This window comes from Chitinophaga sp. OAE865 (genome assembly GCF_040546735.1).
Lineage (GTDB): Bacteria > Bacteroidota > Bacteroidia > Chitinophagales > Chitinophagaceae > Chitinophaga > Chitinophaga polysaccharea_A.
On the sequence record NZ_JBEPOF010000001.1, the window covers coordinates 5,412,786 to 5,438,136 of the forward strand.

General features: G+C 49.8%; 18 protein-coding genes. 8 read left to right on the top strand and 10 right to left on the bottom strand.

Annotated features, from left to right (window positions below; all coding sequences use genetic code 11):
• Positions 1-42: 42 nt before the first annotated feature.
• Both ABIE50_RS21665 and ABIE50_RS21670 read right to left on the bottom strand, forming a co-directional pair.
• The gene (locus ABIE50_RS21665) at positions 43-1,173 is read right to left on the bottom strand and encodes an FG-GAP-like repeat-containing protein (protein ID WP_209859752.1); all 1,131 of its coding nucleotides are present in this window, start codon (positions 1,171-1,173) and stop codon (positions 43-45) included.
• 274 nt (positions 1,174-1,447) lie between these two features.
• Entirely contained in the window at positions 1,448-2,599 is a 1,152-nt protein-coding gene (locus ABIE50_RS21670) for a sensor histidine kinase (protein ID WP_209859750.1), read from the bottom strand.
• 368 nt (positions 2,600-2,967) lie between these two features.
• Here ABIE50_RS21670 and ABIE50_RS21675 point away from each other — a divergent pair, with 368 nt between their 5' ends.
• The 3 genes from ABIE50_RS21675 to ABIE50_RS21685 all read left to right on the top strand — a co-directional run bounded on the left by ABIE50_RS21675 (position 2,968) and on the right by ABIE50_RS21685 (position 7,559).
• Positions 2,968-3,534, top strand: coding sequence for an AAA family ATPase (locus ABIE50_RS21675; protein WP_209859748.1), 567 nt, complete (start codon positions 2,968-2,970; stop codon positions 3,532-3,534).
• A 28-nt stretch (positions 3,535-3,562) separates the two neighbouring features.
• Positions 3,563-5,947 (top strand): ABC transporter permease, encoded by a 2,385-nt coding sequence (locus ABIE50_RS21680; RefSeq protein ID WP_209859746.1) that lies wholly within the window; start codon positions 3,563-3,565, stop codon positions 5,945-5,947.
• 91 nt (positions 5,948-6,038) lie between these two features.
• Positions 6,039-7,559: a sulfatase family protein gene (locus tag ABIE50_RS21685; protein ID WP_209859738.1), complete on the top strand. Its 1,521-nt coding sequence runs from the start codon at positions 6,039-6,041 to the stop codon at positions 7,557-7,559.
• Positions 7,560-7,746: 187 nt separating this feature from the next.
• Here ABIE50_RS21685 and ABIE50_RS21690 read toward each other — a convergent pair whose 3' ends face one another.
• A complete protein-coding gene (locus ABIE50_RS21690) occupies positions 7,747-8,769 on the bottom strand; it encodes a DUF3500 domain-containing protein (RefSeq protein ID WP_142688437.1) in 1,023 nt (340 codons plus the stop codon).
• Positions 8,770-8,904: 135 nt separating this feature from the next.
• Between ABIE50_RS21690 and ABIE50_RS21695 the strand changes: the two genes are divergently transcribed.
• The 5 genes from ABIE50_RS21695 to ABIE50_RS21715 all read left to right on the top strand — a co-directional run bounded on the left by ABIE50_RS21695 (position 8,905) and on the right by ABIE50_RS21715 (position 13,088).
• Positions 8,905-10,104, top strand: coding sequence for a patatin-like phospholipase family protein (locus ABIE50_RS21695; RefSeq protein ID WP_354028116.1), 1,200 nt, complete (start codon positions 8,905-8,907; stop codon positions 10,102-10,104).
• Positions 10,076-10,363, top strand: coding sequence for a hypothetical protein (locus ABIE50_RS21700; protein ID WP_354028117.1), 288 nt, complete (start codon positions 10,076-10,078; stop codon positions 10,361-10,363). Before ABIE50_RS21695 ends, ABIE50_RS21700 begins: the two co-directional genes overlap by 29 nt.
• A 2-nt stretch (positions 10,364-10,365) precedes the next feature.
• Complete coding sequence (locus ABIE50_RS21705) at positions 10,366-11,043, top strand: hypothetical protein (RefSeq protein WP_142688435.1); 678 nt, start codon at positions 10,366-10,368, stop codon at positions 11,041-11,043.
• Between the two features lie 55 nt (positions 11,044-11,098).
• A complete protein-coding gene (locus ABIE50_RS21710; RefSeq protein WP_209859734.1) occupies positions 11,099-12,661 on the top strand; it encodes a serine hydrolase domain-containing protein in 1,563 nt (520 codons plus the stop codon).
• Positions 12,662-12,788: 127 nt separating this feature from the next.
• A complete protein-coding gene (locus ABIE50_RS21715; RefSeq protein WP_209859732.1) occupies positions 12,789-13,088 on the top strand; it encodes a DUF1905 domain-containing protein in 300 nt (99 codons plus the stop codon).
• On the opposite strand, the gene pafA is transcribed toward ABIE50_RS21715, so the two are convergent.
• The 7 genes from pafA to ABIE50_RS21750 are packed head-to-tail and all read right to left on the bottom strand — an operon-like array spanning position 13,072 to position 25,335.
• On the bottom strand, positions 13,072-14,601 hold the full coding sequence (gene pafA, locus ABIE50_RS21720; protein WP_354028118.1) for an alkaline phosphatase PafA: 1,530 nt from the start codon (positions 14,599-14,601) through the stop codon (positions 13,072-13,074). The genes ABIE50_RS21715 and pafA overlap by 17 nt on opposite strands.
• Positions 14,543-14,704, bottom strand: a complete 162-nt coding sequence (locus ABIE50_RS21725) for a hypothetical protein (RefSeq protein ID WP_354028119.1) — start codon at positions 14,702-14,704, stop codon at positions 14,543-14,545. The genes pafA and ABIE50_RS21725 overlap by 59 nt, the downstream gene beginning before the upstream one ends.
• Before the next feature lie 11 nt (positions 14,705-14,715).
• Entirely contained in the window at positions 14,716-16,857 is a 2,142-nt protein-coding gene (locus ABIE50_RS21730) for a ligand-binding sensor domain-containing protein (RefSeq protein WP_209859728.1), read from the bottom strand.
• A gap of 9 nt (positions 16,858-16,866) precedes the next feature.
• Positions 16,867-19,104 (bottom strand): glycoside hydrolase family 20 zincin-like fold domain-containing protein, encoded by a 2,238-nt coding sequence (locus ABIE50_RS21735; RefSeq protein WP_209859726.1) that lies wholly within the window; start codon positions 19,102-19,104, stop codon positions 16,867-16,869.
• Positions 19,105-19,147: 43 nt separating this feature from the next.
• Positions 19,148-20,371 carry a purple acid phosphatase family protein gene (locus ABIE50_RS21740; protein WP_209859724.1) on the bottom strand — a complete coding sequence of 408 codons (1,224 nt, stop codon included), beginning with the start codon at positions 20,369-20,371 and terminating at the stop codon, positions 19,148-19,150.
• 5 nt (positions 20,372-20,376) lie between these two features.
• Positions 20,377-21,849 (bottom strand): SusD/RagB family nutrient-binding outer membrane lipoprotein, encoded by a 1,473-nt coding sequence (locus ABIE50_RS21745; protein WP_354028120.1) that lies wholly within the window; start codon positions 21,847-21,849, stop codon positions 20,377-20,379.
• A gap of 18 nt (positions 21,850-21,867) precedes the next feature.
• Positions 21,868-25,335, bottom strand: a complete 3,468-nt coding sequence (locus ABIE50_RS21750; RefSeq protein WP_209859722.1) for a SusC/RagA family TonB-linked outer membrane protein — start codon at positions 25,333-25,335, stop codon at positions 21,868-21,870.
• Between the last annotated feature and the right edge of the window lie 16 nt (positions 25,336-25,351).

The following is a 25,351-nucleotide window of genomic DNA, read 5'->3' on the forward strand; positions in this document are numbered from 1 at the left end:
TATTTTAAACGGGATACTGCCTGCAAATAAGCAGGCAGTATATCACCTGTTTCCTTTATTATAGAATATAAACAACCCGTCTTTACCGGCCACTATCACATCTTTCCTGCCGGAGCCGGTAAGGTCGTGCGTCACAAAATACAGTCCCGCTCCTTTTGATCCATAGCTGATCACCTGTTTGGTGAAGGAGCTGCCGTTCCATTTAAAGTAGTAGATACCGCAGGGATCATCGGAGCCCGGGTCATGATCGTTGTGCGCACGGTAACGTTTGCCGGTTACCAGTTCGGGTTCTCCGTCTCCATCTATATCTTCCCACAGCATGGTATGATATTGTGAATTGAAAGGATCAATGGCGTGTTTGATCCATTTCCGTTTATTTGTTTTGGGATCCTTTTCCTGCTGGTACCAGTCGAGCCCGTAGTCGTGCCCCTGCCCTGCTACCAGGTCCGGCAGCCCGTCTTTATTTACATCTGCTACTATTACCGGTACGCTGGCTGTGCCCAGGTTAAACTCCGGGTGAAAGGTCCAGGCAGCGCTGTAGGGCGAAGCGGGCGCCTCTATCCATCCTTCGGGCACTACCAGGTCAGTGTGGCCGTCGCCGTTAATATCCCCGGAGCCGAGGCCATGGCCCGACTTGCGGTCCAGCACCTTATGCGCTGTAAACGTAGCGCTGCCTTTTGTATAATGATATACCACCAGCGGATCGTTGGGCGTATTGGGAATGATTTCCGGTATACCGTCGCCATCCAGGTCCCAGGCGCGGGTGGTTTCAATATTACCGGGAGTGGCTATCACATGCTCTTTCCATTCTGTATCGTTGCCGGGGTTCTCTTTCCATACCAGCGTTTTGCCAAACCAGCCACCGGTGATATAATCCACCCGCCCATCGCCGTTCACATCAAAAGGAATGGTGGAGAAATCGTCCCAGTATTCGCCGAATTGCTTTACCGGGCCGATGTAATGCCGTTTGAAATAAGCGGGGCCTTCATACCAGTAAGCGCCGGATACCAGGTCGGGCACCTTATCATTATTTACATCCATTACGGCTACTGATTCATAACTTTCCGCTGCGACCTGCCGTTTTTCAAACTTCAGCGGTGCAGGGCCTTTGGCAGACTGCCCGGCGGCTGTTACCGCAAGCAGCAATAAACCGGGAACAAGGTGTTTTTTCATATTGAACAGTTAAAACGTGGAGTGTAACAAGATAATGAATACCTCCAATAAACTGTCCTGTAGTGTCCTGACGGGTCGGGAAAGAGCCCGGGTACGGCGGATGTTAACAGTATCCATTCTAATTGAAAGACCGCGGGAAGTCACATAGCGCTGCGGCTTCCTCACCGGCATGCCCTGCTGTGCCGGCCTTCCTGAACAACACCGCCCTGATGGCAGTATTCATACAGGCGGCGCCGTTAGTTTTCCCTATTCGCAGGTAAAGCGGGGTTGATAGTTAATTGAAAGCGGCATCATCTTCGGGGGAGAAATCGCCCTTCACGAAATGCAACGTAAAACTGGTACCGCTCTCCGGATGGCTTTTCACCTTAATTACGCCGTCGTTCTGTTCTGTAAACTCCCGGCAAAGCAGCAGGCCAAGACCTGTGCCCCGTTCTCCGCCGGTACCATAACCCGGGTGCTGATGGGAGGTAAAAAGTGTGCTGAGCTGCTGGGCAGACATGCCTATGCCGTAGTCAGTGATGGTGATCACTATTTCATCTGTTATTTCTGCGATGAATTCTATATTGCCGCCGGGGTAACTGAATTTCAGCGCATTGCTGAAGAGGTTGCGGAGGATCACCGACACCTGGTCGCGATCCGCATACAAAGCTGCAGTCACCGGTATCTGCAGATCTACCCTGATCTGTTTTTGCTGTATGATCCCTTCAAAAAAAAGCAGTACCTCCGTTACTACGGGGGCCAGTAAAAAATGCCGGGGCCGGGTCTGAATGCCCTTCATACTGCGGGTGCTCCAGCGCAGCATATTATCGAGCGTAACACCCAGCTGCGATACTTTTTTATACAGCATATCTGCCGCTTCTTCCATATCATTGCGGGGGTACTGTCCCCTGCGGAACATATCCAGCAGGCTTTCCAGTGTAGCCAGCGGGCTGCGGATATCGTGCGCAACAATGGAAAAAAGTTTTTCCTTATCCTTGTTCATGGATACCAGCGCCTGTTGCTGTTGCTCAATTTCCCGCTGGTAATCCGATTGGATATGTTTAAAAAAGCTAAGCGCCACTACAATGAAGATCAGTGATACCGCTACATTCGCCCATATCCTTTCTGCCGGTACCGGCGGCGCCAGGTACCAGGAGCGGGGCATAAATACGATCAGCATAAAAGCGGTGATCACCAGCAGGCTGACCGATCCTACTATCCATTTATTATCATAGATCAATATAACGATGAAAAGGATGTTCAGCAGAAAGTATTCCGAGCCGTTATGAAAATAGACACCGGTAAAAGTATAGATAAAGATACTGGTGCAGATAAGCACCAGCCTGGCGCTGAGATACATCCTGTATTTATGGAAGATCAATACCAATACAGAGATACAGGTTGTGACGGCATTCAGCGCTGCTAACACATGCCGGCCCTGTACCATGTTTAACACGCAATAAAGAAACATGAACGGAATACAGGGCAATGAGAGTAAATTTAATAACTTTGTGCGCCTGGATTCTATATAAGGCATAGCAGGATGTACGCCAACATTCACAATGTTGTTCCAGTGATATTCAGCTGAACGGTATAGAAATTCCTTGACTCCCTGCGGCATAGATGCTGCAAAGATACTCCATAACAGCTGTTGGCGGGCATTTTTTTTAACGGCCTCTCCCTCCTTCCCGCGGAGTTTGTCTGACTCACTGATTTTAATGATTACGCTATTATCGTGATTTTACTTTTAAAGCACCGGAGGGTATTACCTGCTGTTATGGAGGGTATTTCATTTGCCTGTTTAATTTTTGATTTATGAAGATGAATAAAATTACAAGAGATCATTTTTTTATTGTTACGGGCGGGCCTGGCATGGGTAAAACCGCTATAATAGAAGAGCTCCGGGAACAGGGGTACGTTACTGTCCCGGAAACGGGACGGGATATTATACGGCAGCAGGTAGCTGCAGGCGGACAGGCGTTGCCATGGGCCAACAGAGAGGTATTCGCCCAGCTGATGTTTGAGCAGTCGCTCCGCGACTACCTGATGCAGCCTGAACAAAGCCGCCCTGTATTTTTTGACAGGGGCATTGCGGATACCATTGGATACCTGGAGCTTTGCGGATTACCCGTTCCTGCGGAAATGCAACAGGCGGCGACCTTGTACCGGTTCAACCGGACGGTGTTCCTTACGCCTCCCTGGCTGTCCATTTATGAACAGGATAAAGAGCGCAGACAATCTTTTGAAGAAGCGGTGCTTACTTATGAAAGCATGATAAAAGTATATAGCCGGCTGGAATACGCGCTGGTTCAGCTACCGGAAACAACCGTACCGGAACGGGTGGCATTTATGCTGGAAACCATCGCCCGTTCCGGGAGTTAAGCAATAGTAAAATAGAGTATCTTCCTGTATGCTTCTTAACTATTTGAAAATAGCGCTCCGTCATCACAGGAAAAATAAACTGTATGCCGGGATCAATATTACTGGCCTGGCTATAGGGATCTGCTGTGTACTGCTGGCATTTTTATATTGGAAAGATGAAAACAGTTTCGACAGGTTTCATGAACAGCACCGGCATCTGTATCGTATCACCACCACCGTTACCCAGCCAGGTAATATGCCGTTACAAACCGGCAGTACCGGGCAGCCGCACGGGCCCGCCTTCCAGGCCCAGGTACCGGAAATAACGGCCTACAGCAGGGTAATGGGTGGCGACATTTACGGGGATATCATTGCCGGCAATAAAGTACTGAAGCAGCAGCTCCTGTTTGTGGACCCCGGCTTTTTCCGGGTGTTCTCCTTCCCCCTGCTAAAAGGCGATTCCGCTACCGCCCTCAGTGATATAGGATCGGCCGTTATTACAGAAAGCACCGCCCTTAAATATTTCAACCGCACAGATGTAGTGGGTGAACTGCTCCGGATGGATGCAGACCCCTCCGCCAGGCAACTGGGGAAGCCCCTGGTGGTGAGCGCAGTGGTGAAAGACCCGCCCAGGCATTCTTCCATACAGTTTGATGTATTGCTCCCCTTCCGGTTCCTGCAGCTGTCGTTTAACGACAGCGACTGGAACAACATGTATCTCAGCACATTTGTAGTAACCCGGCCGGATGCAGATATAACTACCGTAACCCGGCAGCTGAACCGGGTACAGGCTCCCCATGCCAGAGGGAACAATGCCCCTGCCCTTACATTTGGTTTGCAACCGGTCACGGATATTCACCTGCACCCGCTGTACTCACCGGAAGGCAGCAGGGAAGGCGGCGTAATAAATGGCAGCAACCCTGCATTTGCATGGCTCTTTATGGGCATCGCTGTATTTATACTGGTGATGGCGGGTATCAACTTTATCAATATCACACTGGCCGGCTCATTAAAACGGATTAAAGAAGTAGGCGTCCGCAAAATCAACGGCAGCAGCGGTATGCAGATCATCGGCCAGTTCCTGGCGGAATCCGCATTGCTGTGCGCCGCAGCCCTTTTGCTGGCCCTCCTGTTCACCGCCGCCGCTTTACCGGTATTTAATGCGCTCACCGAAAAAGCCATTGCTCCCGGAGCTATACTTCATCCCTTCATCGGGCTGGCAACAGCTGCATTGCTGTTGCTCATCGTAATACTCACCGGCGCCTACCCTGCCTATGTGCTGGCGAAATTCAGCGCCATCAGGGCATTTTCCGGCCGCACACACTTAACCGGTAATAACCTGCCGGGGCGCGTGCTCATTGTTGCACAGTTCTCCCTGGCCGTTTTCTTCCTGATTATTACTACGCTGTTTTACCGGCAAATGGATTATGTACAGTCCAAAGACCTGGGCTACCACCCGGAACAGGTAGTGGTTACACATATCAACGGCGACCGCAACCTGCAACAGGTGCAGGACGTACTGAAAAATGAACTGATGAATGAACCGGGTATTACCGGTCTTTCTTTTGGTGGTGAACGTGGCGGTGTTTCGGCAGTACATCTCCCCGGGAAAAATATCACCGCTATACACCGGGTGATCGATCACAACTACCTGGCTACAATGGGCATCACTTTGAAAGAAGGACAGAACTTTGGCCCCGGCTGGTCGGATGGCGTAATAGTGAACGAAGCGTTTGTAAAGGCCGCCGGACTGCGTAACCCCATCGGCACGCGTATTCGTACAGATGAATATTTCGACAAGGAGCTAAGAACCATCACCGGCGTGGTAAAGGATTTTCATACCGGCTCCCTGCGCGAGCCCATATCACCCATGGTAATGATCACAAGCAAATGGTTTGGCGGTAATGTGTGGCTGAAACTGGATCCACGGCGACAGGCCGCTTCGCTCGCCGCGCTGGCGAAAGCTTACAAAAAAGCCCTGCCGGAAACCGCGTTCACCTACAGTTTTCTCAACGACCTCAATGCAAGGGAATATGCACAGGACCAGCGCTGGAAAGCAGTTATCCAATGGGCCGCGTTATTATCCGTGCTTATTTGCAGCACAGGCTTGTTCGGACTGGCCCACATAGCCACCCATCAGCGCATGAAAGAAATCGGCATCCGGAAAATACTGGGCGCCGGCCTTACCAGCATAGTGGCACTGTTCTCAAAAGATTTCCTGCAACTGGTGGCCATTGCTTTTATCATTGCCGCTCCCCTTTCCTGGATAGCCATGAATCAATGGTTGCAGGGATTTGCCTATCATACCGGCATCAGCGCATGGATCTTTATTGCCACCGGTAGCTTTACGCTGCTTATTGCATTGGCTACTGTCGGCATACAGGTGATCCGCGCAGTGGGCGCCAACCCGGTGAAGCACCTGCATAACGGATAAGGATTTTATACGCAACTTTCAACAGGAAAAAACTATATTTATCTGCATCTTCCCTCCGTAGTAAGGGATCTAAAAGTGAACAATCATCCTGATGAAAAAAATTACACTTATTCAAAAGATCGGTACAGGTTTTTTATGCGGCTTACTTTCGCTAACAGTATCTGCGCAGCAAAAACCTAATATCGTTATTATTTATGCAGATGATCTTGGTTATGGTGATGTGAGCTGTTATGGTATGAAAAAGATCCGTACTCCGCACATCGATCAACTGGCGCAGCAAGGCGTCAGGTTTACCAATGCCTATGCCACCTCGGCTACGTGTACCCCTTCCCGTTTCGGGATCTTAACAGGTAAATATCCCTGGCGGCAGAAGAACACCGGCATCGCTCCGGGCGATGCATCACTGATCCTTCCTACCGGTCACCGCACCCTTCCGGGCATGTTAAAAGATGCGGGCTACCAGACAGCCGTTATCGGTAAGTGGCACCTGGGCCTGGGCACCAATGCGGGGATCGACTGGAACAAGGCTATCAGCCCCGGTCCGCTGGAAGCAGGATTTATCTATTCCTTTATTATGCCCGCCACACTGGATCGCGTACCCTGCGTATTTGTAGAAGATCACCACGTGGTAAATGCCGATCCCAATGATCCTATTGAAGTCAATTATAAACATAAGACCGGCAATGACCCTACCGGCCTGGAGAACCCGGAAAAGCTGCGTATGCATCCCACTCCCGGTCAGGGACATAACCAAACCATTGTAGACAGCATCAGCCGGATCGGATGGATGAGCGGCGGCAACCGCGCCCGCTGGAAAGATGAGAACATTGCAGGCATTATCACCGGCAAAGCCATTCAATTCATCAGCAGCAATAAACAGCGGCCCTTCTTCCTTTACTTCGCCAGCGGCGATATCCATGTGCCCCGTTATCCCAACAGCATGTTCAGGGGTAAAAGCGGTATGGGCCTGAGAGGAGACGCTATACTGCAACTCGACTGGACCGTAGGACAGATCGTGAAAGCGCTGGACAGCCTGGGGCTTACCAAAAACACCATGATCATTTTCTCCAGCGACAACGGCCCTGTACTAAACGACGGATATCTTGACCAGGCTGTGGAGCTGGTGGGCAACCATCATCCTGCGGGGCCTTTGAGAGGAGGCAAATACAGCGCCTTTGAAGCCGGCGCCAGGGTGCCTTTCATTGTTAAATGGCCGGACGGCGTAAAAGGCAAACAAACCTCCAATACGCTTATCAGCCAGGTGGATCTCTTTGCTTCTTTTGCTAAATTAACCGGGCAAACCATTCAGCCGGATGAAGCGCCCGACAGCTTTGATATGCTGCAACAGCTGCTGGGCAGATCCCGGCAGAACCGGCCCTACCTGGTAACGCATGCAGGCACGCTCGCTATCATTTCGGGCGACTGGAAATATATTTCCCCTTCCAAAGGCGCTAAAGTTGCCCGCGAAGTGAACATAGAGCTGGGCAACGATACCGGGCCGCAACTTTACCACCTCTCCGCAGATGCCGGCGAACAACACAACGTGGCGGCGCAGTACCCCGACAAAGTGAAAGCCCTGGCGGCGGAGTTGGAGAGTATACAGGGCAGGTAAAGCCGCGGAGTTTGTCTTGGCACACTGATTATGATGATTTCATTGATGTCTTTTTAGCGTTTGAGAAATTAAGGGAGGTAGAAGCGGATATTCGCCTATATCTCCCTTTCCCATTTATAATAAAACAAAGAATAAAATCAGTGTAATCAGCGAAATCATCAAAATCCTGAGTCAGACAAAATCCGCGTTATTCCGCATGCGCGGCCTTGTAATGCTGCAGTAGCATATCGCCGCCGAAATCGTTCTTCAGGTCGCGCACGATAGTGTGAATATGGTTGGCGTTATTTTGGGTGTTATCGTATTCAATAATGAGGCCTGGCCCCTGGATGCGGTAGTAGCAGGGATTGCCCAATGCGTGCACAGTGCTGCCGGCCCAGGTGAACCATAAATTATCCAGGCCGTCTTCCTGGATTTCTTTCAGCATTTTATCTGCAAACAATTTGGTGAAGCGATGCACGTATACGCTGATAAGCCCCAGCAGTAATTGTTGATGTGCAGGGCTCAGTTCCTTATAACGAATGCCTTCCGGGTGCTCAATCATGGCATTTCTTTTATTGCCCGTAATAATTTCCGCAGGGGCTTTGGTGGTTACCAGCGCTTTCTGTAACTCCTCCGCTGATAAGGCGTGCAGCAGCGCAAAAGCGAGCGTGGTTTCCTCTCTCAGCACTTCCTTTCCTTTTTGAGGCCCTTCCAGTACAATGGCCGGGTTAGCGCCAAGGAAAGCAGGCGTGCCTGCTACCAGTTCCTTTTTATCTGCCGAAAAATTAAAAGCCACATGATGCCCTTCAAACCGCCAGCCCCAGATAGTGTTTGCACCCGGCACCCCGAAGATGGTGAGGAAGTATTTGCCGGGATCGCGGTAATGATCATCATCGGCCCTGTGTTCCAGTTCCTTCAGCACCAGGTCCAGCTGCATAATGTCATTTACTTTTTTTACCGTTGCTTCGCTCAAAGCCGTGTTTAATAAACTCATGAGCGCTTTGCGCTGGGCAGGATCCAGTTCGTTTACAGAGATGCCCTTACGATCGTCGCGGGGCACATAGGCAAAATGGTAACGTTCACCGGTATCGAAAGGAAACAGTGTTTGCGCCTGTTGCGTTTTGTTCAGCAGGCGGATGAACCGGTTGGCTTTCTCCGCCATCTCCTGCGCCCGGAGCGGGGCAGTGAATGCGCAGCAACAAATAACGAATAACAGGAACAACCGGTGCATAAAGGCAAATTGAATAACGTGGAAAATAATAACAGATAAATATAATCGATCGGTAACGATTCTGCAACCATAGCTGCCATATAAAAGAATCAAAAAAAAGATTAATTTAGAGCATACCCCCTTATATACCACATTATGCCTTCGAAAACGCCTGTTAAATTAACCGTATCTGATTTTATCAATAACCACGAAGTGGTGGACGAGCTTGCCGGTTTAAAGAAAACTTTTGATCCTGCCAGCGGCGGTAAACCGCTGATCGTATCGGATGTGCTGGATGCAGAAGGGCACCAGTATGTGAACCTGGTGCAGAAAGGCGGGGGTGTATTTGGTATTGCCCTGGTTGGATATACATATATCCTGGAAGAAATGGGCATCCGGTTCCTGCGGCTGGCCGGTACCAGCGCGGGCGCCATTAACACGGCGCTTATCACGGTGATTAAAAATAAGTCCGATAAAAAATCGGCGGACGTATTGCAGGCCATCTGCGATCTTGATTTTTTTTCGCTGGTAGATGGTCATCCTGCTGCACGCACGCTGATTAAAAATTTCATCACTAAAAAAGATTATATCGATAAAGCCAAAAACAAGCTGTTGCTGGTGCTGGCGGCATTTGCACTGCTGATAGCCGGCGATGTAGTGCTGGTGGGCCTCAGCAAACAGTTTCCGGCTTTGTACGTTTGGACAGGCATCTGTTTTATTCTCAGCGGATTTTTATCGCTGGTAATTGGTGTGGGCGTTTCCTATGTGATCGATCTTTTTAAACGGCTGAAGAATTCAGGATATGGCATCAACCCAGGAGATGTTTTTTATGACTGGATCAAAAAACTGCTGCAGGAGAACCAGGTAACCACCGTGAGCGATCTGAACAGGAAAGCCGCCGTATGCCCGCCGCTGCAGCTGCGTGTGCCTAATGAAAGCGGGTTAGGCGACCTGAAAGGAGATGTTACCTTTATAGCTTCCGAACTGGTGACCCAGAACAAGATCCAGTTCCCTGCCATGTGCTCACTTTTCCGTACAGACATCGACAGCTTATCTCCCGCAGGGTTTATACGCGCGTCCATGTCTATTCCTGTCTTTTTTGAATCTTATATGATCAATGACATCCCCACTGAAGACAGCCGGATCAAAGCCGCCTGGAAGCAGTTTTTTGGTATTTCACAACCGCCTTCCACCGCGCGTTTCGTAGATGGGGGTATCCTCTCTAATTTCCCGATCAGTATTTTTTATAACAGCAATGTACAGGTGCCCAGGTTGCCATCATTTGGTATTGACCTGGACGACAGCAAGCCGGCAGACAAACAGGAAAATGCCTTCAGCTGGTCGCTCACAGGGTAATTTCGGGCGCATGTTCAATACCATCCGGAACTATTACGATAAAGATTTCCTGCTCAAGAATGAAGTATACCAGCGGGGTGTAGGAAAAGTGGACCTGTCATCTGACCAGTACAACTGGCTGAACTTTTTCCTGTCGGATAAAGATAAGATCGACATGTTTGTACTCGGTGCAAAAGCTGCCTGCGAATTTCTCAGGAACTTCAACTGGGAGACATATAAAAATGACCGTACTGACCTGCAAATCCAACTCAAAAAGTAATTATGGGACTCATTATTTCAAATGCCTGGTGTTGGTTATGTTTTTCCGTAGCATTGCTGCTGGTCACCGCTTTTATTATGCTCCGGCAGGCAAAGCAGTTCTACCTGTTTGATGTGGTGGTGCGTAAATTCAGTATCATCGACCTGCAGTTCCCTGCTTCCTGCAAAGAGATACCCGAGCTGATCAAAGGGATCTATGCGTTGCCGGCTCCGCAGCAACTGCGCACACTCTCCGCCCTTCGGGGACAGTTGTGGGTGGATTTCCTTTTTATGCCGGCGCTGTATGGCAGTATCTTCCTGTTGTGTATACAGGTGGCGAATAAAATGACGCCTGCCGGCGAAATATTTTTCGAATGTCTTGCATGGCTTCAGCTCATCGCCTGGCTGTTTGATGCCATGGAAAACAGTTACCTGCTAGGCAAAATAAAACCGGATGTAACGCCCTCCACCAAAGAAGTGCACCGGGCTTACCAGCAGATGGTATTTTCAAAATGGATACTTCTGCTCACGGGCATTGTATGCTCATTTTCTGCCTTGCTGTTTTTCTGGGTATCGGGTAAATACGAGGTGCATTCGTTGTACTACCTCCTGGTGCTGGTGGGTGAAGTACTGTTGTTTGGCATTGCAATGGTGATAATCAACAGGCGCAAAAGTGCCGAAGATGCCGCACCGCTGGCCTGATTCAAATCATATTTATTTACACAATTCCACGTTTCACATTAATTCCATGAACACAATGCAATCAAGACGACATTTTATTAAAACCGCCGGGATGGGTCTTGCCGGGATAGGCTTTTTGCCGGTGCTGGGACCTGTAAAACAGTTATGGAGCTCTTCCGGAGTGTCCTTTCCCTATGCCCTTCCTGAATCGCAGGGCGTATCTTCCCGGGGCATTCTTTCCTTTATTGAAGCTGCCAACGCTTCCGGCATCAGCTGGCATAGCTTTGTATTGCTGCGGCACGGGCATATTGTAGCAGAAGGCTGGTGGAACCCCTATGCAGCGGAGTTTACACACTCGCTGTACTCCTTGTCGAAAAGCTTTACCAGCACAGCTATTGGCATGCTGGTAAAAGAAGGCAGACTGGATATCCAAAGCCCTGTTATTTCGTTCTTTCCCAATGACCTCCCTGCCGATCCATCTCCCAACCTCCAAAAAATGACGGTGAAGCACCTGCTTACCATGAATACGGGTAACGGGGCCGATACCCTGCCGCCGATGCTCAAAGCCACCAAAACATGGGTGCAAACATTCCTGGAGCAGCCGGTGGAATTTGCACCCGGTACCCACTTCCTGTATAACACCGGAGCTACCTATATGCTGGGCGCCATCCTGCATGCTGTGACGGGGCAAACGCTGGAGCAATACCTGGCGCCGCGGCTGTTTGAGCCGCTGGATATTACGGGGTACGACTGGGAAACTTCTCCGCAGGGGTTGAATATGGCTGGTTTTGGTCTTCGTGTAAAAACAACAGACATTGCAAAACTGGGGCAGCTCTATCTCCAGAAAGGAAAATGGAACGGGAAAACATTGCTTACAGAAAGCTGGGTAAAAGACGCCACCGGTTACCAAACCTCTTCGCAGGAAGGTAACGGCGACTGGGCCCAGGGATATGGATACCAGTTCTGGCAATGCAGGCACGGCGCCTACCGCGGCGATGGCGCCTTTGGGCAGTATTGCATTGTAATGCCCGGCAAAGATGCGGTGCTGGCAGTGACCAGTCAAACCGCCGACATGCAGAAATCCCTTGACATTATCTGGGAACACCTGTTACCCGCGCTTCATGATGGCACGCTTCCGGCAGACCCGGTGCAACAGGCGGCATTAAAAACAAGTTTAAGCAGTTTATCCCTTCCCGTAGTAAAGGGTAGCAGCAATAAGGATATGGCCGCCCGCTACCAGGGTAAAAACTGGACGCTTGACAACAATGATTTCAATGCAAGCACCATGCAGTTCGACTTCTCTCCTTCAGGATGCACCTGGACCACGCAAACAGCAGACGGCGTTACCAGCATCCGCCTCGGCTGGGAAAAATGGGTATTGAATAAAGAAAGACAACGCTATAAATTTCCCGAAGCGGGTTTAAACAAACAGCCAACTAAAGTAGCCGGCACCGCAACCTGGATCAATGAGAATACTTTGCAGCTGAACCTGCGCTTCGTCGAAACGCTGCATGGGGACAGGATCCAGTGTGTGTTTGATGGCGATAAATTAACGGTTAATTTCCTGGATAGCTTAACGGCTATGACGGCAGGTAAAGCGGATAGCAGGAAGGCATTGAGCGGGGTTATGAAGGGGTGACCTCTTACAGATCAGGCAAAAATTTCTCATCAGGGCATTTGTCGCAAATCGCCCCCAAGAATGTCGTTTCAACCCATCTTCTCCTAACTTCCATCATGCTACCTTTATCTTACAAAATCCTTATCATATGGCAACAGTAAAAGAAGCACCCGCGAAAGGCAAGCTGAGCAAGCGGTTTAGCGCAACGCTGCAGAAGAGTGCCAATGCCGGCGGGTGGACATATGTGATATGGCCGGACTCAGTCGCTTTTTTTGGTACCCGTGGGCTGGTAAAAGTAAAGGGCACTATCGATAATCACGCTTTTCAAAGCTCTTTTATGGCTTTGGGAGACGGCACGCATAAGCTGCCGGTAAAGGTGGAGCTAAGAAAATTACTTGGGAAAGAAGCGGGAGATGTTGTAACAGTACATCTTACGGAGCGGCTTTAAACAACTCCCACACCACATGACCAATATTCCCGCCCGGCACCTGGATATTCAGCAATGCCGCTACGGTAGGCGCAATGTCCGTCATACCAATGGTCCGGTAAGTTTTGCCTGGTTTAATCCCCCATCCCATCCATACCAGCGGGATATGCGCATCATAGGGATACCATAAACCATGCGTGGCGCCACTGCGGCCGCCATCCTTCCAGCCGGCCTGCATCAGGAGGATCACGTCTCCGCCGCGTTGCTTATTGTATCCATTCACCAACATGGTGCGCAGGGGTTCATGCAAGGCGGCGGCGCCCAGATCATGCAGACTAACGGCATCGGCTATACCGGGAGTGGATTTTAGCTTTTCTATCACCAGTTCTATGACCGGTTGCAACGGAATTTTCCTGGCAGCAAAAGCAGGCCTGTTAAGATACAGCTGGTAAGCCGATAAAGCCACTACACCTTGTTCAATGCCGAATTGTTCTGCAATAGCGGCGTTGATGTTTTTTAATACGATATCTGCATCCAGTAAACCGGTGGGCAGCCTGTGCTCTTCCAGGAAGCCGGGGGATTGTGATACGCCATGATCGGCAGTGATGAAACAGAGATAGTTGCCTTTACCAAATCTTTTATCGAGATAAATAAAAAATTCTTCCAGGTCTTTATCCAAACGCAGGTACAGATCTTCTTCCTCGATGGAGTTAGGGCCGAACTGATGCCCCACGGCATCAGGGGAGGAAAAGCTTACGGCAAGGAAATCCGTTTCTGTACCGGCGCCGAGGCCATATCCCTCTATGGCCGCTTTGGCAAAAGCGAAAGTAAGGGTGTTACCGTATGGCGTGCTGCGTATGGAATTCTTTTCCCTGCCAGTGAAGGCATGCGGGAACACCGGCGCATTTTCATGCCCGAATGATTTCTCATAATCTTTACTGTCGGTATCACTTTGAATGTAGCTGGTAATGGGATACAGCGTTTCCCATCCTTTCGCCAGGTATTTCACCGGCAGCTGTTGCGCATTAAATCGTTGTGCCCACTCGGGTAATGCTTTCATGTAATAGCTGCTGGAAATAAAATTACCCGATTTTCCATCATACCAGAAAGCAGCGTTGGCGGTATGCCCCGCTGGAAGAATGGAGGCCCTGTCTTTCAGCGCAACGCCTACAACCTTACTTCTGAAGTTGGTGGCCAGCCGTAATTCATCGGTTACGGTAGACACCAGCAGGTTGCGGGGCGACATATTCCCTGCCGTTCCTTCTGCGCCGATGGTAGCAACGGTGCTGTCTTCCGTACAGTAGACGGAACGCTGCAGTTCCCGGCTGTACCAGTCGTTGTCCACAATACCATGCACTGCGGGGCTGCTGCCGGTGTATACGGATGTATGTCCGCAGGCGGTAACGGTGGGTGCATAGTTGATATACGTTTGCTCGCAGGCAAAGCCTTCACGCAACAGGCGCTTAAAGCCACCGTTACCATACCTGGCGGCGTAGCGGTACAGGTAATCCCAGCGCATCTGGTCTACCATCATGCCCCACTACGATCCTGGGTTTGCTTACCTGCTGTTGTGCCACCGCGGTAAGCGTTAACAGCAGCAATATGCCTGTTGTGCAAAGTTGTTGTATACGTTTCATGTTATTCATTTTCAATCGAGTACTTTTAAATAACGGGCCATCCAGTAAGGCAGTAAAAATTCATCTCCTGCCAGTTCGGATTCTCCATTGTGGCCGCCATCAAGATTAAAAGCGTTGGCATTATGACGGTGCACCGGCTGCTCATCCAGCGGCAGCAGTTCCGCAGTATACTGGTTCCGGAAATTAGGCGGAAGCAGCGTAATATCTTTGCGCCTGGAATTGGTGATCTTCCAGGTGATCAGGTCCATCGGGAAGGTTTGCAGCCACCAGGTAGTGGCAGCAGCATCATAGTTGCCCGCAGTGGCCAGTGTGATCAGGTTCCACACTGCATTCTTCTCCGGCCGTTCTATTTCCCAATGATTAAGGATAGCGCCTTTATATTGTGCTTTCAGTTCATCAGTGAATGCATATTTATACAATACCCAGTAAGTAAGAAAAGCCATTTCATCATCGGAATGATTCCAGCCGCCCATTCCCATGTTAACGCCTTCATGCAGGTAGCCAGGCGTTTGTTTGATGGTGCGGTAATCGATCTGTATATTTTTCAGATAACCGTATTTATTCAGCAGCTTATAGGCTTCTGTTTTATATCTTTCTTTACCGGTTAATTTATACGCCAGCTGCAGACCCGCAATGATGGTAGTGCTTCCCAGCCGCCTGTCGCCGATAGTAGTCGGGTACCAGTTGATATATTCGGGGTTCCAGCGCGCCCATAAGGTGGGTTTATTGTCGATGTCTACCATCGTGTATTTATGATCCACAATATGCGTCATGATCTTATCAATAAAATCAGTGACCCGTTTCTTTTCTTCCGGTGTTTCTGCTACCATTTCGTTCAGCACCGCAGTGATCCAGATATATGCCACATACTCATCGCTGCTGGTATGTCCTTTCCATTCCCATTCAGGATCGGGGGAATCACGCCATCTTTCAGGATCAGAATTTTTATACCCTTTCCTTTCAAAAGTGCGGGAAGGAAAACCGGTGAGCTGGTTTATAGAGAGTATCCTTTCAAATGCCTCAAACGCTTCCCAGGCATACCTTTTAGCAGTGGGATCATGTGTAACTGCATACCTGAAAGCCTGGCTGCTGAGATAGAAGCTGCTCCACAATCCGTCGTTATCGGTATCCGCCATTTCAGCGGAGCCAACATCGCCGGGCGTATTCAGGTGCAGATTAGCAATGAACCCATAGCGGATATGGCGTTCCCGGATCTTACGCTCAAAGAACGATGCTTTCTGTGCCAGTGTTTGTTGTATAAAAGCAATTTTATTAAGACCGGTGGGCGTTAGTACATACACATCGCCGTGACTATCGGCGGCCATACTTTTTACCATATCCTGGTCCAGCCAGCGTTTTGAGGCAAAGTAACGGTAAGTGCCGGAATCCGTACGCATAAAGGCGCCTTCCGGGGTGCCTGCCCAGATGCGGCCATTGGCCGCCATCAGCTCATTGATAACGGGAACGGGCACACGTGTTTGCAGCCCTATGCTGGTGTCGCCGGTGTTACGGTTCACGGCATAGTACCCGCTGCCTGTTCCCAGCAGGATATCATCTCCACTGAAAGCCATGGCAGTGGCCTGTTGAACGGCATGTACCTGTACAAAATGATCATCTTTGAAAGTATAAACGGCTTTATTGCTTAAAATAAAAAATGTGCCGCCGTTGGCTTCCATCCGTTGCACGCCTTCAGGGATTGGCGGCAGGTCCTGTAATTTCCCCCTGTTGGCTACAGCCAGCACATTGTTGCCGGACAAGAGCATACGGCCGGCTGCATCTACAACCACCCTGTTAAATTTTCCCTGCGGAAGATTAATATAGGGAATTCCTGCATAGCCGTTGGTAAGACATTTATCTGCATAAAGATAATACAGGTGGCCACTTCCTTCCTGCGTAGTTACATCCAGGGGAATTTTCTGTGCCAGTGGGCGGAAACGCTGATCGCGCACCAGGTCGTTTCCACTGAGGCGATAAAAGCCCTGCTTTGTGAGCACATGCACGTTATCGTTGTAGTCTGTGATCACTTTGACCAGCTCCAATCCCTGCGGGATATGATATTTTACGGAAACTGCCTGCGTAAAAGGCAGATCAGGTGTGGCCCAGGCGGGGCACGACAATACGATGGCTGCTGCCAGGTAAATTATTTTCTTCATTCCCATCTTTTATAATTTGATAAGCCACACTTCTGTGACCCGTGAATGCTGACGCCAGTTAAGATGTTCTTCATCAATATTATCCCATGTGAGCAGCAATGTGCCGCTCTTTGTAATTTCCGCCGGTACGGGAAATTCTTTTATCTCTCCTGTTCCTTTGTTATAGAGAGATGGCTTAAGCAATACGCCATTGGCCCGCAACAGGCTTTCTCCATAACCCGTTATTCTTACCAGGTAATGCGCGGCTGTATCCAGGTGGTCATAACGCATAGCAGAGGGCCATCGCAGGCTCACCATCCAGGATAATCTTTTGCGGCTGTAACCACTCTCCCACCAGTCGAAGCCCGGCGTATCGCTGCGGCGCATGAGCGGATCCGTGTGCAGGTCTTCACTCCTTACCACATGTGGTGATTTTGATACATTGCCAATATCGTCGTAGTAACTGCCGGGCCCGGGATTTTCCCATCTGCCTAAGGTATCCAATGCCTTACGCTGCTCCCCCGGCGGTAATGTCCTGATGTAACGGAACTTGTCTTCCAGCCACCAGCGGTTGTTTAAAGGCCGGTCCAGGAAATCCAGTACAGCGCCCCTTTCCGGTCCTGCGGCCTTATACCTGGTTACGCTGGTTTGCATGGATACAGATTTATACAGGTTGTCGCACAGCGCTATGATACGATCTCTCCATTGAGGCATTACTTTCGTATCTGCCTGCTGCAATATTTTTTCCGCGCGGTTTATTTCATTGCCATCATGTACCAGCAACGTACTATTTACTTCCGCTTCCAGCGCCGCTTCTTTGATGGCACGGGCACGGGTATACGCATCGTAGTAAGCCCTTAACAGGCACATCTGCCAGCGCCAGTTACCGGACAAAGCTGTATGCCCGCGTTCCAGTTGCTGCCATAGTGTAAGCGTTGCCGTTATACTTCCATTATCAGCGATAGCGCCCTCCCAGTTCTTTTCCAGGGCAAGGATCCCATCGGCGGCCAGCTCCGCCGGCACGGAAGGAAAAAAGTACCTGGCATACCGGAGCATCATATCTCTCGCATCTGCCTGGCTGTTCCAGCCCAGCATGCTCCAGAGCATTTTATTTACATCGTCGTGCGCGCCATCGGAGTAACTGATAAAGCCATCCATATAAGGCGCAATGAAGCGGTAGATGTTGGCATAATACAAGGGCTGCGGGTTTACCGGCTCACGGCCAAGGGTAAACGCAAATGCAGGGTCCCACCATACCACGGGATAGTCGCAACGCACTGTATGGGTAATATCAGGGTAGTGACGGATCCTGTAGGGCGGCGCCAATGCGGCCCGGGTATCTTCCAGCGAAGGACTGGAAGGCCCTACTACAATGCCTCCCAGCCATGCCGGTTTATGTTCACTGATATATGAATATACGAATGCGCATTCTGTGGAATCGTAGCCTTGCAGTGATAGCCAGATGGCTGCTGCAGGATGATATCTTTTCAGGGGAACAGCCAGTTCTTCCAGCAGTGGCAGCACCAGCTGCGGGGGATTATTCCCGGGATCTCCACCGGGAAAGAACACGGCATTGAGCCGCGCTGCATCGTGGAAAAGCGTGTCGAACTGCATCAGGAAATGATGCCGCTTCATGGTATCTTTCAAATCGAAGGTAGCCGGTGTCCATACAGAAAAGTCCAGGTCATATTTTTTGCAGTAGCCGCTGATACGGCGTGTCATCTCATTGGAAGACACCGTAAAATGCGGTGACGCAGGCATAAACGGGATGGCTTCAATGCTATTGGCCCCGAATATTGCCAGGTCGCGGATATACTGTTCATATTGTTCCGGCGTCCATCCATCGTAGGAGTTGGCCAGGTTACGGTACCCGATTTGGTGCCCCCGTATAGCCTTCTCCGGTATAGCGTCTGCTTTCAGATCATCCGGCAATGTAACTGCATTTTGTTGGTACTCCATCATACGCAGCAGGTAGCCTGCGCCATATAGCAATCCTCGGGGGCCGCTGGCCTCCACAACAATAGAACGGCCTGTAGTGTGGATATGATATGACTCCGGTGCGCAGGATATTGTTTGAAAGATGATCGCCCTGCCGTTTTCAGGCGCCCGCGCTGTAATGGGCCATACGAGACCGGTACGGCGTTTTACTTCTTCCTGTAATACCTGTGCTGCTACCTGATTATCTTTCGATACAATAGTGAGCCGTTGCAGCACAGCCCCGGTGCAAAGCAGCGGAATAAAGAACAATATGATAAGGAATCCTTTCATTATTTCATAAACTGTTGAATAAAAAAGAGGAATAGCAGGATATTTATTTCATTTTATTTTTAAGGAGATTATCTCCGTTGGTTTGTTTTTCGAGATCAAAAGCATCGTACAGCTCACCGGTTGCCGTATAGGCGCGGTAGGATACCAGTTTAGGTTTCACCTCTACTACCTGGAACAATTGGGTATAGGAACCGGTGCGGGTCATCCAGGGTTGAGGATCTATGGCCGACATTTTAGGGCCGCTTACAGATACCACGTATACCGGTCCTTTATTGCCATCGCGCCCGCGGGCATAGGTATGATCATGGCCTTGCAGCACCAGGTCTACCTTGTACCGGTCGAACAAGGGTTTGAAGTTTTCCCGGAGCCGTTCGTTGTTGCGGCTCTTTTTTGTTGACAATACCGGGTGATGAAAAGTGATGGCGGTCCACCGGTTGGGATTGTTTTTCAGCAACGCTTCCAGCCATACTTTCTGCCGGGCCAGCAGCGTATCAGAGATTTCCACTTCCTGTGAATTGAGGGAAATAAAGCGCATGCCTTGTACATCGGTATAGTAGCAGGTTTCTTCCAGTCCGGCCGGGCCATTCTCCGGCAGGGTAAACTGCGGGCGCCAGAAGGCGGAAGGCACATCCTGGCCGGAAGCATTCTCATAGTATTCGTGGTTACCGGTGGTCATCATACCGGGAACCGTGCTATGAATAAAGCCACCTGCTTCAAACCATTGCTCCCATTCATTGTTATTATTGCCCCTGTTCACCAGGTCGCCCGCATGAATGATGAGACGTGCATCCGGGGCTACCGACCAGGCTTTCCTGATCAGCCTCGACCACATGGAGAAGATATTTGCCTGTGCATCGCCCAGGTAGATAAATGAAAAAGGTTCGCCGGGCAATCCTGCAGTGCGGAAAGAAAACCATTCACTCCAGTGGTCGCCCTGCCCTACCCTGTAAACATAGCTGGTATTGGGTTGCAGGCTATCAAAAACAAAATGGTGGTACCTCACCGGTAATGAGTCCGCGAAAGGCAGCGTAGTGATGGCTGTATATCGTACAGCCGTTTGCGTGAAACGCGGGTCGGCCGTAGCGGGGGCCAGCTCTGCATAACTGGCAGTTACCTCCTTACCTGTTCTCCACGTGACTGCTGCAGAGCGGGAAGGGTTTCCGGTAACGTTCATTACAATCCTGTCGGGCTGCAAACGCTGGGCATTTACTTCCTGTTGGAAAAAGCAGGTGGCCAGCAGCCACCCGCCTGTCAGTATTTTCTTCATAGCTATTACTTCAGGTACCACATAAGCGTGGTTTGTTTATCTGGTCCGAATACAGTGAGTGCTTTCTGGTATTGGTCTTCATTGGTATCGCGTTCCCCGGTAGGATAAATATAGCGTTTAGGCAATACCGTAGTAGACGACAGTGGGCCTAGTACAAATTTGGGCAACCCTGTGCGGCGGTTATCAAACCAGGCTTCGGCGCCTTTAAGGAAACCTGCGATCCATTTCTGACCGATGAGTTGTTCCAGCGTACCATTGTACTTTACAGCGGGCTGGCTGAAGTAACCGGAATCAATAGCGGCCTGGTCTACCCCGTAAAACTTCATATTAGCGTGGATACCATCGTAGTACAGGCTTTCCGCGGTTTTACCCGGTACGGTTACTTTACCTGCCTGTACGCATTCTGCCAGGATAAAGCAAACTTCTGCATAGGTGAGCATGCTGGCTTTTAACATATCTGCCTTAGCGCTGCTGAACAAAGAGGATAAGCGCGACATATTATTCTTACCACCGTTATAATCATAAGGTGCAGGAATAGCGTTGGGTACACCTACATAAGGATTGGGATCTTTTGTCCATCCTGTCAGCGAATCCACCCGTGCTATCCATACTTTTAAACGGGGATCTTTGCGTTGCAGTAATGCGTCCACAATTTCCTTACTGGGTTTACGCTTATCGAATTCATCAAGGGAGCTTCCCAGAGCACTGCCAGGCCAGCTGTCGATATTCCTGTTGCCCTGGTAAATGATCTCTGCATTATCTGCATTGCTTTCAAAAATGGGATACTTGTTTTTATCATTCAGGATCTCCTGCATGTCTGTAAATGCGGTGGGATAGTTTTTAGAGATGCGCAACAGCATCCGTAAACGAAGCGAATTGGCAAACTTCCGCCAGTTCAGGGGCTCACCTTTGTACATTACATCTGCCTTGGTGTCTACCTTATTGTTATTCGCCGCGAGCTCCTCATTTGCCTCCTTCAGTGTTTGCAGCAGGGCAGGATATACTACCTGCTGCTGATCGTATTTAGGATGTACGATTGCCCCGCTTTTGAGCAGCAGCGCTTCACTGTAAGGTATATCACCAAACAGGTCGGTGATATACGCAAAGTTAAAGGCTTCCAGCACTTTGCCTACAGACACATATTGCGGCACATTCAGCTTCTTTGCCAGGTCCATCATTTCCCGGTTGGCGGACAGCTTTGCATAGTAGCTGTCCCAACTCTGGGGCCCCCAGTCGAACTTATCATTTCCTTCATTACGCACCATAGTAATATAACGGCCAGCAGAAGCGGGCTTATCGAAGTAAGCCTCTTTCTGGTAATCGTAGGCAGTATTGATCAGCACCGATGATAACAGGAATTCAGGATTGATGACTTCCGATTCATTCGGGTTTACATTGATATCTTCCAGTCCCTTTTCGCAGGAGGCGAAGAGTACACCAAAGATCAGTACCAGGTATTTTAAAGGCATGCGTTGCATAACCATACAATTATTGGATTAAAAATTGAAACCTATCTTAGCGCCATAGGAACGGGTATAAGGCAATCCCCAGCTGGCCACTCCAGGCGAGAAGCTACCATTAGAGATAGTCATAGCTGTTTCCGGGTCATAACCTTGTTCGGCGGCAGTCCAGGTGAACAGGTTACGTGCAATCAGTGATACCGTCAGATTTCCCAGTGGCAGCTTACCCAGTGTTTTCTTTGAAAATGTGTAGGTAAGAGATGCTTCCCTGAGCTTTACATAACTGGCATCAAAAGTAGAGCGGCCGTTAAAGCTCCAGTAGTATTCACCATAATAGTTTTCGGGATCGGTTACATTATCATTGAGCTTGTATTTGCCGTTGCCTTCATCTATATAGCCAAACAGGATCATGCCGTCTGTACGTTTGTTACCATCTGCATCTGTCCAGGGAAGACCGCCGGTTTTAGGATCGCGACCCGGGATAGTGGTGGTGGTGCGGCCATCGCTGAGCAGGTTCTTTGCCACATAGGAGAAGAAATTACCGCCCTGTCGCCAATCGATCAGCACATTCAGCGTAAAGCCTTTATAAGAAAAAGTGTTGTTAATACCCAGCATAAAGTCGGGGTTATAGTTACCTATCTTCACATAATCATTTAACTGCTGGTAACCGCCTTCACTGCTCAGCAAAGGTTGTCCCTTAAATTCACCATCAGGTACTGTAGCCCAGGTTTGTGCATACATATCTCCCATTTCTGCGCCTTCCTTCACGAGGAACCTGATACCTTCGGCGCTGCCCAGCTGGTAACTGTTTACGCCGTCGATAAGCTTCAATACCTTGTTACGGTTGCGGGTATAATTCAGCTGCAGGTCCCAGCGGAACGGCCCTGCTACCGGTGTTGCATTCAGCCCTATCTCAATTCCCTTGTTTCTGATCTTACCGGCATTGGTGACCATGTTGGAATAGCCGGTGGCCATAGTTACCGGTATGCGGATGATCTGGTTGCGGTTCACCGTGTTATAATAAGTAAAATCAATACCTAATCTTCCTTTCAGGAAACGCAGATCAGCGCCAAATTCATGGGAGGTAGCGATTAGTGGTTTAAGCCGGTTATTCTTCAGCACATTGCTGATAGTTGCCTGTTTTACATTGCCCCAGTCGGGTGCAAAACCGAAGGTGTTATACAGGTTATAAGGATCGGTATCACCGCCCACCTGCGCCCAGTTGGCGCGCACTTTTGCAAAGGACAGTGCATCGGATTTAATACCCAGCATATCGGATACGATCAAGCTCAATGAAGCGGAAGGATAGAAATAAGAATTGTTTCCTGCTGGTAGTGTGCTGGACCAGTCGTTACGTGCGGTAAGATCCAGGAAAGCATAATTGCGGAAGCTCACCTGTCCCATTCCATATACGCTGTTGATCCGTTTGCTGGACCTGTAGGAAGTATTTGATACACTACCCGCCTGCGCATTGGCAATATTGTACAGTCCTGGTACCACCAGCGCTTCTGCCTTCTGGGTGGAGCCTTTACCTGTCTGGTTCATACGGTTGGCGCCTGCGGATATGGATACAAAGAAATCTGAATTGATATTCTTTTTATAGCTCAACAGGAAGTCGGTGTTCTGTTCCCTGAAAAACTCTGTTTCAAAAGCATAGGCGCCGGTAGGGTTCTTTACTGCGCTGAAAGGCCGTTTGCTTTCACGGGTTTCAGAGTAGAGGTCCATACCAGTGCGACCCATGAGCGATAAGTCTTTCGTGATCTGTATATTCAGTTCCACATTGCCCGTCATACGATCCCGATCAAACCCATTGATGAATTCATATGCCACCAGGTAGGGATTATCAGTAGATCCGGGTACATGTGAAAACTGCTGCAGTCCTTCTTTCCCGGGCAGCCAGTAATTACGCAGCTGCCGTATATCCACGTTGGGAGTGGTAGTGTAAACGATGTTGCTCACGCTGCCCCGGTTAAAGGTAGGCCGGTTGCCGCTGCTGTTTTTCGTATAGCCTATATTGGTACTCACCCTGATACTGGGATTGAGATTATATCCTGCGGCGAGGTTAAGTGTATTTCTTTTCAGATCGGTATTCGGAATGATGCCTTCATTTTTCAGGTTGGTAAACGATAAGCGGAAGTTGCCATCCTTATTATTACCGGTAACGGCAATGTTGTTGGTGAAGGTAGAGCCGGTACGGAAGAAATCCTTGTGCCGGTTGGGATAAGCGACCCAGTCGGTGGGAATAGGCTGTCCGTTGGCATCCAGCGGGCTATTCCACTGTACATGTTTGGTGCCTGTGTTCAGCCTCGGGCCCCATGAGGCATCGGAAATTGTTTCATCAGAACCTTCACGGTCGCCTGAACCAAAATCATTCTGGAACTCAGGGAACAACCATGGCTGATCGAACATAGCGCTGGAGTTCACCGAAACGCCCAGTCCTTTTGTAGCGCCGGAGCCGGATTTGGTAGTGATAAGTATTACCCCGTTGATAGCGCGGGAGCCATACAAAGCCGAGGCGCTGGCGCCTTTCAGTACGGAGATACTGGCGATATCGTCGGGATTGATATCGGAGATGGTGCTGCCATAATCAACTACTACTTGTCCTACCGGTTGTTTCGGATTGCGCACTGCCGGTGCAATAGGAATACCATCTACCACGTATAGGGGCTGGTTATAGCCTTCCAGGCTGCTTTGCCCGCGTATGGTTACCAGCGAGGTGCCGCCGGGGTCGGAGCTGGTGCTTCTTACATTCACACCGGTTACTTTGCCTGAAAGGGCATTGGCGATGTTCACTTCTTTCACGGTGCTTACCTGGTCGCCTTTCAGGGTAGCGATAGAATAGCCCAGCGCTTTTTCCTGGCGTTTGATACCGAGGGCGGTTACCACCACATCATCAAGGCTCCGTACAGTGGCTGTTAACTGCACCTGCAGGGTGCCGTTGCCTGCAGCTACCTCTTTCGACTGGTAGCCTACAGAGCGGAATACGAGGATGGCGTTGCTGTTAGCTACCCTGATGGAGAACTGTCCGTCTACATTGGTAGCGGTACCATTAGAAGTGCCTTTTTCATGCACGCTTACACCGGGAAGAGGTACGCCGCTTTCATCGGTAACACTTCCTTTAACAGTTACTTCCTGTGCTGTTGTGACAGATGCTTCCCCGGTAGCAGGGCGGATAGCATAATCACGGTCGCTCAGTTTAACTGCCTGTAAACCCAGTGGGGCAAGCATTTTCAGCAATTGCGATTCCAGGTTGGCATCTGTAACACGGGTTTGTTTCCCTGCTACAAATTTATCCGCCACCTGTGTAGGCGAATAATTAAAGCTGATGTTAAACCTTGTTTCAAGGTTGGTCAGCATCTGACGGAGTGGGATAGTTCCTGCTTCCCCGGGCGTATTGCTGCTTCTTACCATCAGTTGCTGTGCGGTTGCGTTGGTGGTTAGCAGCAGCAATAATAGCAGCGTTGCGCTCCAGGGAGCATAAAGCTTCGTAAAGCTCTTTTGCATAACTGTAAATTTTAAA